Source organism: Streptomyces sioyaensis (genome assembly GCF_004122735.1).
Lineage (GTDB): Bacteria > Actinomycetota > Actinomycetes > Streptomycetales > Streptomycetaceae > Streptomyces > Streptomyces sioyaensis.
In genome coordinates, this window is the sequence record NZ_SDIF01000205.1 from 1 (window position 1) to 7,228 (window position 7,228).

General features: G+C 73.7%; 6 protein-coding genes. 3 read left to right on the plus strand and 3 right to left on the minus strand.

Annotated features, from left to right (window positions below; translation table 11 throughout):
* Together EST54_RS32570 and EST54_RS32575 are read right to left on the minus strand one after the other, a co-directional pair.
* A partial coding sequence (locus tag EST54_RS32570) for a sulfite exporter TauE/SafE family protein (RefSeq protein WP_135796915.1) occupies window positions 1–416 on the minus strand: 416 nt, incomplete at its 3' end.
* Window positions 401–1,201, minus strand: a complete 801-nt coding sequence (locus tag EST54_RS32575; RefSeq protein WP_129251289.1) for a GntR family transcriptional regulator — start codon at window positions 1,199–1,201, stop codon at window positions 401–403. The genes EST54_RS32575 and EST54_RS32570, both read right to left, overlap by 16 nt.
* A gap of 214 nt (window positions 1,202–1,415) precedes the next feature.
* Here EST54_RS32575 and EST54_RS32580 point away from each other — a divergent pair, with 214 nt between their 5' ends.
* Window positions 1,416–2,792: an MBL fold metallo-hydrolase gene (locus EST54_RS32580; RefSeq protein WP_129251290.1), complete on the plus strand. Its 1,377-nt coding sequence runs from the start codon at window positions 1,416–1,418 to the stop codon at window positions 2,790–2,792.
* 226 nt (window positions 2,793–3,018) lie between these two features.
* Here EST54_RS32580 and EST54_RS32585 read toward each other — a convergent pair whose 3' ends face one another.
* Entirely contained in the window at window positions 3,019–4,434 is a 1,416-nt protein-coding gene (locus tag EST54_RS32585) for an MFS transporter (RefSeq protein WP_167511645.1), read from the minus strand.
* 327 nt (window positions 4,435–4,761) lie between these two features.
* Between EST54_RS32585 and EST54_RS32590 the strand changes: the two genes are divergently transcribed.
* Window positions 4,762–5,295 (plus strand): AMP-binding protein, encoded by a 534-nt coding sequence (locus tag EST54_RS32590; RefSeq protein WP_244942663.1) that lies wholly within the window; start codon window positions 4,762–4,764, stop codon window positions 5,293–5,295.
* A gap of 528 nt (window positions 5,296–5,823) precedes the next feature.
* Entirely contained in the window at window positions 5,824–6,747 is a 924-nt protein-coding gene (locus tag EST54_RS35780) for an MFS transporter (RefSeq protein WP_455343837.1), read from the plus strand.
* Window positions 6,748–7,228: the final 481 nt, after the last annotated feature.

Consider the following 7,228-nt stretch of genomic DNA (forward strand, 5'->3'; position numbering starts at 1 on the left):
GGGGTAGGGGTGGGGGTGGGCCTGGCGCCATCCGCCGCCCGTGGTGCGCGCCGCCCCCGTAACAGCAGCATCGCCGCCACCACGAGCATCAGGCCCGCGAACGCCGCCATCAGCACCGTGGGATCCAGGGCCGCGCTCCACCGGGAACCGAGGTAGCTGCCGGCCGTGCCCAGTGCCCCGAAGGCCGTACCGGCCGCCCAGCGGACCCGCCCGGCACGGGCGTGGCACACCAGCCCGGTCACCGCGCCGACCGTGACGACGACCAGCGCGCCCGCGGTCGCCTCGTGCGGCGACTGCCCCAGCAGATAGACCAGCGCGGGCACCGCCAGCACCGAACCGCCGCCGCCCAGCGCGCCCAGCAGCAGCCCGATCAGCAGCCCGCACGGCAACGCCGCGACGGCTATGAGGACGGACACGAGGCCCGCGGTGCCAGGGCGACGGCCCGGCTGGTGTCGGACCACTCCGCGACGAAGGTGAACCGGTCGCCGCGGACCACCGTCTCGCGCCACTCCACCGGCCGCTCCGCGGCCCGCCCCAGCCGCTCGATGGCGAACGCCGGCTCCCGGTCGGCCAGTCCCAGCAGCCACGCCTGGCGGATGTCCGGCAGGAACGGATGGATCCGTTCCCGGCCGCCGGTGACCTTCACCCCGCAGCGCCGGGTCAGCTCCCCGTAGAGCGAGGTGTGCCCGAAGTCGGCGTCCAGCAGCGGCTCGGCGACCTCGGCGGGCAGATACGCGGTGTCGTGGGCGAGCGGTTCGCCGTCCGCGAGCCGCAGCCGTTCCAGGACGATCAGCGGCGCGTCCGGGATCAGCCCCAGATGCCCGGCGACCGTGCCGTCCGCGGTCCGCTCCAGCCGCAGCACCTCGCTGCGCTGCTCCACGCCCTGGCCTTCCAGCTCGCGGAAGAGGCTGTAGAGCGAGCCCAGCGGCTGCTGTATGTGGCGGGTGCCGAGCCGGCTGGCGCGGCCGCGTTCGGCGATCACCAGGCCGTCGGCGCGCAGCTTGCGCAGCGCCTCGCGGACGGTGTGCCGGCTGACCCCGTACTCGACGGTGAGCCGGTGCTCGGCCGGGAACTCCTCGTGGAACGCGCCGGTTTCCATCCGACGGCGCAGATCGGCGAAGAGCTGCGCCCACAGGGGCAGTGGCGAGTGCCGGTCCAGGGGGCGCGGCTCGTGCGCGCCGTCCGGCGGCTCGGTCGTCATGGTGATTCCTCCGCGGACTGACGAGGTGGGGGCGGGGCAGGGGCGCCGGATCGGCTGATACAGGGTCATATCGCTTGACGGGCAGCCGACCTCGGCTTGTCGCCCGCCCTCTGCGTACCTAATGTACGTACATCCGTGCATCCGCACAACGCACCCTGCCCGGACGGGTCCCGGCCCGGCCGCCGGACGGGCCCGCACACTCTGGAGGCCGACCGTGCACTTCGCGCAGTACTACCTCGACTGTCTGTCCCAGGCGTCGTATCTGATCGGCGACGAGACCACCGGACGGGCCGTGCTCGTCGACCCGCGACGCGACACCGACGAATACGTGCGTGATGCGGAAGCCGCCGGTCTGCGCATCGAACTCGTCGTCGAGACGCACATTCACGCCGACTTCCTCTCCGGCCACCTCGAACTCGCCCGTGCCACCGGCGCCACCGTCTGCTTCGGCGAGGCCGCCGAAACCGGCTTCCCCATACGGCGGTTAAGGGACGGCGAGCGCATCCAGCTCGGTGGAGACGACGGCGACGGGGTCACCCTCACCGTCCTCGCCACGCCCGGCCACACCCTGGAATCCATCTGCCTGGTCATCCGCGAACACCCCGACGACGAGGTGCCGTTCGGCGTGCTGACCGGCGACACCCTCTTCGTCGGCGATGTCGGCCGCCCCGATCTGCTGTCCGCCGCCGGGCACTCACCCGAGGACATGGCCGCCCGGCTGCACCACTCCCTGCACACCAAACTGCTGGCCCTCCCGGACGCGACCCGGGTCTTTCCCGCACACGGCGCCGGATCCGCCTGCGGCCGCAGTCTCTCCACCGAGACCAGCTCCACCATCGGCGACCAGCGGCGTCTCAACTACGCCCTGCAACCCATGCCGGAGGCCGACTTCGTGCGGCTGGTCACCGCGGGCCAGCCCGCCACCCCCGGCTACTTCGCGCACGACGCGGCCCTCAACCGCGACGGCCACCCCCTCCTGGAGCCCGGCCCGCCGACCGCCCTCACCCTGGACGAGGCCCTCGCGGCCCGCGACCGCCAGGGCGCCGCCCTCCTCGACTGCCGCCCGCTGACCGCCTACACCCGGGCTCACCTGGCCGGTTCGTTCCATACGAGCCTGGACACGCGGTTCGCGGAGTACACCGGCAGCGTGGTCGCCCCGGGCACCCCGATCGTGCTGCTCGCCGACCCCGGCGCGGAGCAGGAGGCCCGCCTCCGCCTCGCCCGCATCGGCTACGACCACGTCCTCGGCCATCTCCCCGACCCCACCGCCGTACTGGAGCGCTGCCCCGCACTCACCCGCCACAGCCATCGCATCCGCCATGAGGAACTGGTGGGGGAGCGGGGTGTCCAGTTGATCGATGTCCGCAACCCGGCCGAGTACGAGGCGGGGGCTCTCCCCGGAGCCCGCAACATTCCGCTGGCCGGCCTCCGGCACCGCATCGGCGAACTGGATCCGGACCGCCCGGTGGTCCTGTACTGCCGCAGCGGCAACCGATCGGTGATCGCGGCGGCCCTGCTGGAGGCGCACGGGTTCGGGGACGTGTGCGACGTGGTGGGGGGCTACGAGGCGGTGGCGGCGGACGCGGCCTGAGCGCTGCTGGATGGGCTGGCGGACGACACGGCCGCGGACGACGTGGCCGCGGCTGTCTCGGCCGCCATAGCCGTCTTCGCCCCTCCAGCTGTCACGGCTGCCTCAGCCGCCTCGCCCCTTCAGCTGTTTCCCACCGCCTCAGCCATCTCGGCCGGCCCTGCGGACGCTTCCGCCGCGGCCGCTCCGCCCCAGTCGCCCCGGCCGGCCCTGTGCGGGCCGCGGCGACTCAGTCGTTCCGGTGGACGCCCCCGCCCCGGCCGGCCCGGCGGCGCAGGCGTCCCCGCACCCGGGGGACCACGGGGACCAGCAGGGTGAGGGCGAGGACCGCGGCGGTGGCCAGGCAGGCGGCGGCGGGGAGAGCCAGTGCCGGGCCGGCGCCACCGCCCGTTCCGGCCCCGGTGACGCCGCCGGTCCCGGCCCCGGTGACGGCGAGCCAGATCCCCGCCGTCGCGGTCAGCGCCGCCTTCGTCACCCCGGACGCCTCGCCCGCCCGCCCGCGGCGGACGACCGCCTGGGTGCCGGTGAGAGCCAGCCCGCCGGCCACCCCCAGTGCCCCCGCGGCACCCGTCGACGCCATCAACAGCGCGGGGGCGCCCGTACCGTACGCGGCCCACCCCAGCGCGACCGCGGAGAGGGCCAGGCAGCCGGCCATCACCGGTACGGCGGCCGCGGGGCGCACCCGGCCGGCCGCCGGGCCGCCGACCGCCAGCGCGACGGCGGGCGCAAGAAACGCCACCCCCGCATCCCGCACCGACCACCCGTGATTCCGCTGGAGCACCCACGGCGCCACGTACAACAGCGCCACGGTCGCGGAGTTGGCGAGCGCGCCGCCCGCGGTCAGTGCCACGTACGGGCGGTTGCGGAACAGCGCAAGGTCCACCAGCGGCGCGGGGGAGCGCCGTTCGGCCCGTACGAAGAGCGCGCCGAGCGCCGCCGCACCCATCGCCCAGCCCCAGGCCGCGGGATGCTCCAGCCAGCGGACGAGGCAGACCAGCGCGCCCGTGGCGGCGGCCGCACCGGCGGTGTCGAAGCGCTGCCGGGCCTCCGGATCCCGGGACTCCGGCGCCCGGCGGGCGCACAGGGCGGCGGCCAGGGCAAGGGGCACGGTCAGCCAGAAGACCGCACGCCAGGAGACGGACCGGGCGAGCACACCGCCGATGAACGGGCCGCAGACGGTGGCCAGTCCGGCCAGCCCCAGCGCCCGGCCCGTCGCCCGTTGTCCGTGCCCCGGCGGCCAGGCGTGGGTCAGCAGGGCCAGCCCGGCGGGCATGAGCAGCGCTCCGCCCGCACCCTGGAGCACCCGCGCCACCACCAGCAGCGGCAGCGACGGCGCGAGCGCGCACAGCACGGCGGCGACGCCGAAGAGCACCGTGCCGAGCGTCATCATCCGGCGCCGCCCGTGGAGGTCGCCGAGGCGGCCGGCCACCGGCATCAGCGAACCGGCGGCGAGGAGATAGCCGCTGACGATCCAGGGGGTGGCGGCCGCGGAACCGTGCAGCTCGTCGCGGACGACCGGGAGCACCGGGTTCAGTGCGAAGGCGTCCAGTTGGACGCAGCAGGCGCCGGTGGCAAGGGCGGCCTGTGCCCAACGGGCCGGCCGGCCCGGGCGCGGGCGCTGTTCGGATGGGGGCAGGACGGGCATCGAGCCGCCTCTCATGTGCCCTCGCGCACGTGCGGGAGGGAAACGGGCAAAAGAATTGGGGTGAGAGGGGATGGAGTGCACCGGAGAGGGGCATGAGTGCCGGGGCGGGCTGCGCGCACGGCCGGAGGAATCCGGGGCGGTGCGCCGGGCCCGGAGTGATGCGCCGGGGCCGGGGCGAGGAGCCGTTGGAGTCCGCGACGAGGACCGGGCGGGGCCGGCGCGTGAGGCGCTGCCGCGCGGGTGCGGGAGGGCGGGCGCCGGCCCGTTGAACGGATGTTCAGCGATCGTTGATCGGCGATCTCCAAGCTGGTCCGCATGTTGCGCCGTGTGACTTCAGAGCATGCAGATGACGCCAGGGAACTGCAAGAGCCGCAGGCGTCGCGGATCGCCCTCACCTGGAACGGAGAGCCCGGACGCCAAGAGGAGCTGACGCACGGCATGCTCCTCGACCAGGCCGTGCGGGCCGCGGCCGCGCTCAGCCGGCTCGGGGTGCGAGCCGGCGACCGGGTCGCGGTGCATCTGCCGCTGGTGCCCGAATCGGTGATCGCCACGCTCGCCTGCGGGCGGTTAGACGCGATACGCACCACGCTGCCGGTCTCGCTGACGGTGCCCGAACTGGTCGCGCGGACCCAGGAGTCCTCCGCCCGGGTGCTGATCACGGCCGATGCGGCGTTCTGGGACGGGGCGGTACGTCCGGTGAAGGCGCTGCTGGACCACGCGCTGGCACGGGGTGCGGCCTCGGGCGGCGTACCGGACCGGAAGGTGCTGGTGGTGAACCGGTGCTCACGGCCGGTCTCCTGGAAGCCGGGCCGCGATCTGTGGTGGCACGAGGCCCTGGGCATGCCGACCGTCCCCCGCTGACGAACGAGCCGCCCCGGGGCATGACGCGGATGACCGTGGGCCCGGGGGCAGCTTCTGGCGCCCGTAGCCGAGCGGGGCGGGGACCGGGCGATGGTGGCCGAGGCAGCCTGGCCCGGGCGGCCGTGGCTGAGACGGGCGCGGGGGATGGCGATCACGGCCGGCGAGGTGCCGGCCTGGCGATCACGGCCGGGGGAGGCGCGGGCCCGGCGATCAGGGCCGTGGGGGCTGGGGGCCCGCCGAGCCGCCGCGCGGCCTCGTTCGCCGCCCTCGCCTGCGGAGGAGAAGCGCGGATCTCGTCCGCGGGCAGGGAGCGGCCCTCACCCACTAAGGCCACAAAACAGGACCACTGTCCTATATCCGCCTAGCGTGGGCTCCGTGCCACAGCCATCAGACGCCCCAGCAGCCTCGGGAGTGGACCCGGGGGACATAGCGGCGCCGCCCCGGCCCAGGCCCCGGGCGGTCCGTGCGACGTTGATGGGCTCGGTCGCCGCGCTTCTGCTGAGCGCCGCCATCGTCCTGGGCAGCCGTATGCTGCGGGACTTCGACTCCGCACTGCTCCCCTACGCCGTGGCCACGGTCTTCCTCGCCTTCGGCATCGCCTACCGCTGCACCGTCCGATGCAGCGATCCGTCCGCCAGCCGTCTCCACAGGCAGGCTGGCCGCCCCACCCTCCTCTCCAAGGACGCACGCTCCAGGGAAGACGCCACCAGAGCGGAAATATCCAGCGCAGGCCCCAGGCCACGCAGCCCCAGACAAGGCTGCTCCAGCGTCGGCAGCCGTGACGAAGGCCGCTCCGAGGAGGATTTCCGCTACCTCCCCAAGGAAGGTCTCCGCAGCCTCCCCGAGGGGGATCTCCGCCGGGTATCCGGCGCGCTGCCCCGGGAGGCCGTCGCCGGTCTCGGTTTCCGGAAATTCGCCGGCGCACACCCGGCCGCTCGCTGGGTCGCCCACCAACTCCTCTTCTGGGGCTGCCTTCTGGCAGTGCTCATCAGCATCCCGCTCGTCTGGGGATGGCTCACCTTCACCGCGGCAACCGGGCCCGGTTATGACATGCGGATCTGGGGCTTCAGAGTCATTGGCTTCGATTCCTCCGACGTCATCGGCTGGTTCGTTTTCCACGGGCTCGACCTCGCGGCCCTGCTCGTCATCGCGGGCGCCGGCTATTTCCTGTGGCGACGCCTACGGGACCGTGCGGCCGTACCCGGAGCGCGCGTCGCTTATGACCTCGTTCCGCTGCTTGCCCTCCTCGTCATCTCCGTCACCGGACTTCTGCTGACGTTCTCGGCGCTCTTTCTGCACGGCGGCGGCTACCGGTTCCTGGCGCTGCTGCACATGGCGTCCGTGGTGTTCACCCTCGTTTACCTCCCGTTCGGGAAGTTCATCCACCCCGTACGGCGGTCCGGCGCGGTCGGCGAAAAACCGTTCGCCCGCAGCGCCCGACTGGACGAATAGCCCCTTCCCTGGGCCGTCGCGGGCAACTCCCCGGCTCCGCCCGGTACTTCGAGAATTCCCCGATCGGAAAGGCGCTGCCCCATGTCTCGCCATGAGAACGCACACTCCCGCCATTCGCTCCCCGGCTCCGACCGGAATCGCCCCCACAAACGCAGTGATGCCTCGCAAAGCCCGCCGACCCGTCCCCACGACGGCCATCGCCCGCACCCCATACCCACGCACGACAAGGGCCGCTGATCCGGATACCCACGCACGACAAGGGCCGCTGATCCGGATACCCACGTACGACAAGGGCCGCTGATCCGGATACCCACGTACGACAAGGGCCGCTGAGCCGGGCGGAATCCGGGTACGACTGCGGTCGGACGGCCCCCCCCGGGGGGCGTTACCCGGACGGTGGCCCAAGTCCGCTGCCTGGGCGGTGGCCCGGATCGCGGCTCGAACGGCTACCGGGGCAGGGTCCCCGCCCCCTCCCCCCTCC

Excerpts from the sequence above, each read along its gene's own strand:
- EST54_RS32575 (WP_129251289.1), bottom strand. The coding sequence starts at position 1,201 with ATGACGACCGAGCCGCCGGACGGCGCGCACGAGCCGCGCCCCCTGGAC.
- EST54_RS32585 (WP_167511645.1), bottom strand. The coding sequence starts at position 4,434 with ATGCCCGTCCTGCCCCCATCCGAACAGCGCCCGCGCCCGGGCCGGCCG.
- EST54_RS35780 (WP_455343837.1), top strand. The coding sequence starts at position 5,824 with ATGCTGCGGGACTTCGACTCCGCACTGCTCCCCTACGCCGTGGCCACG.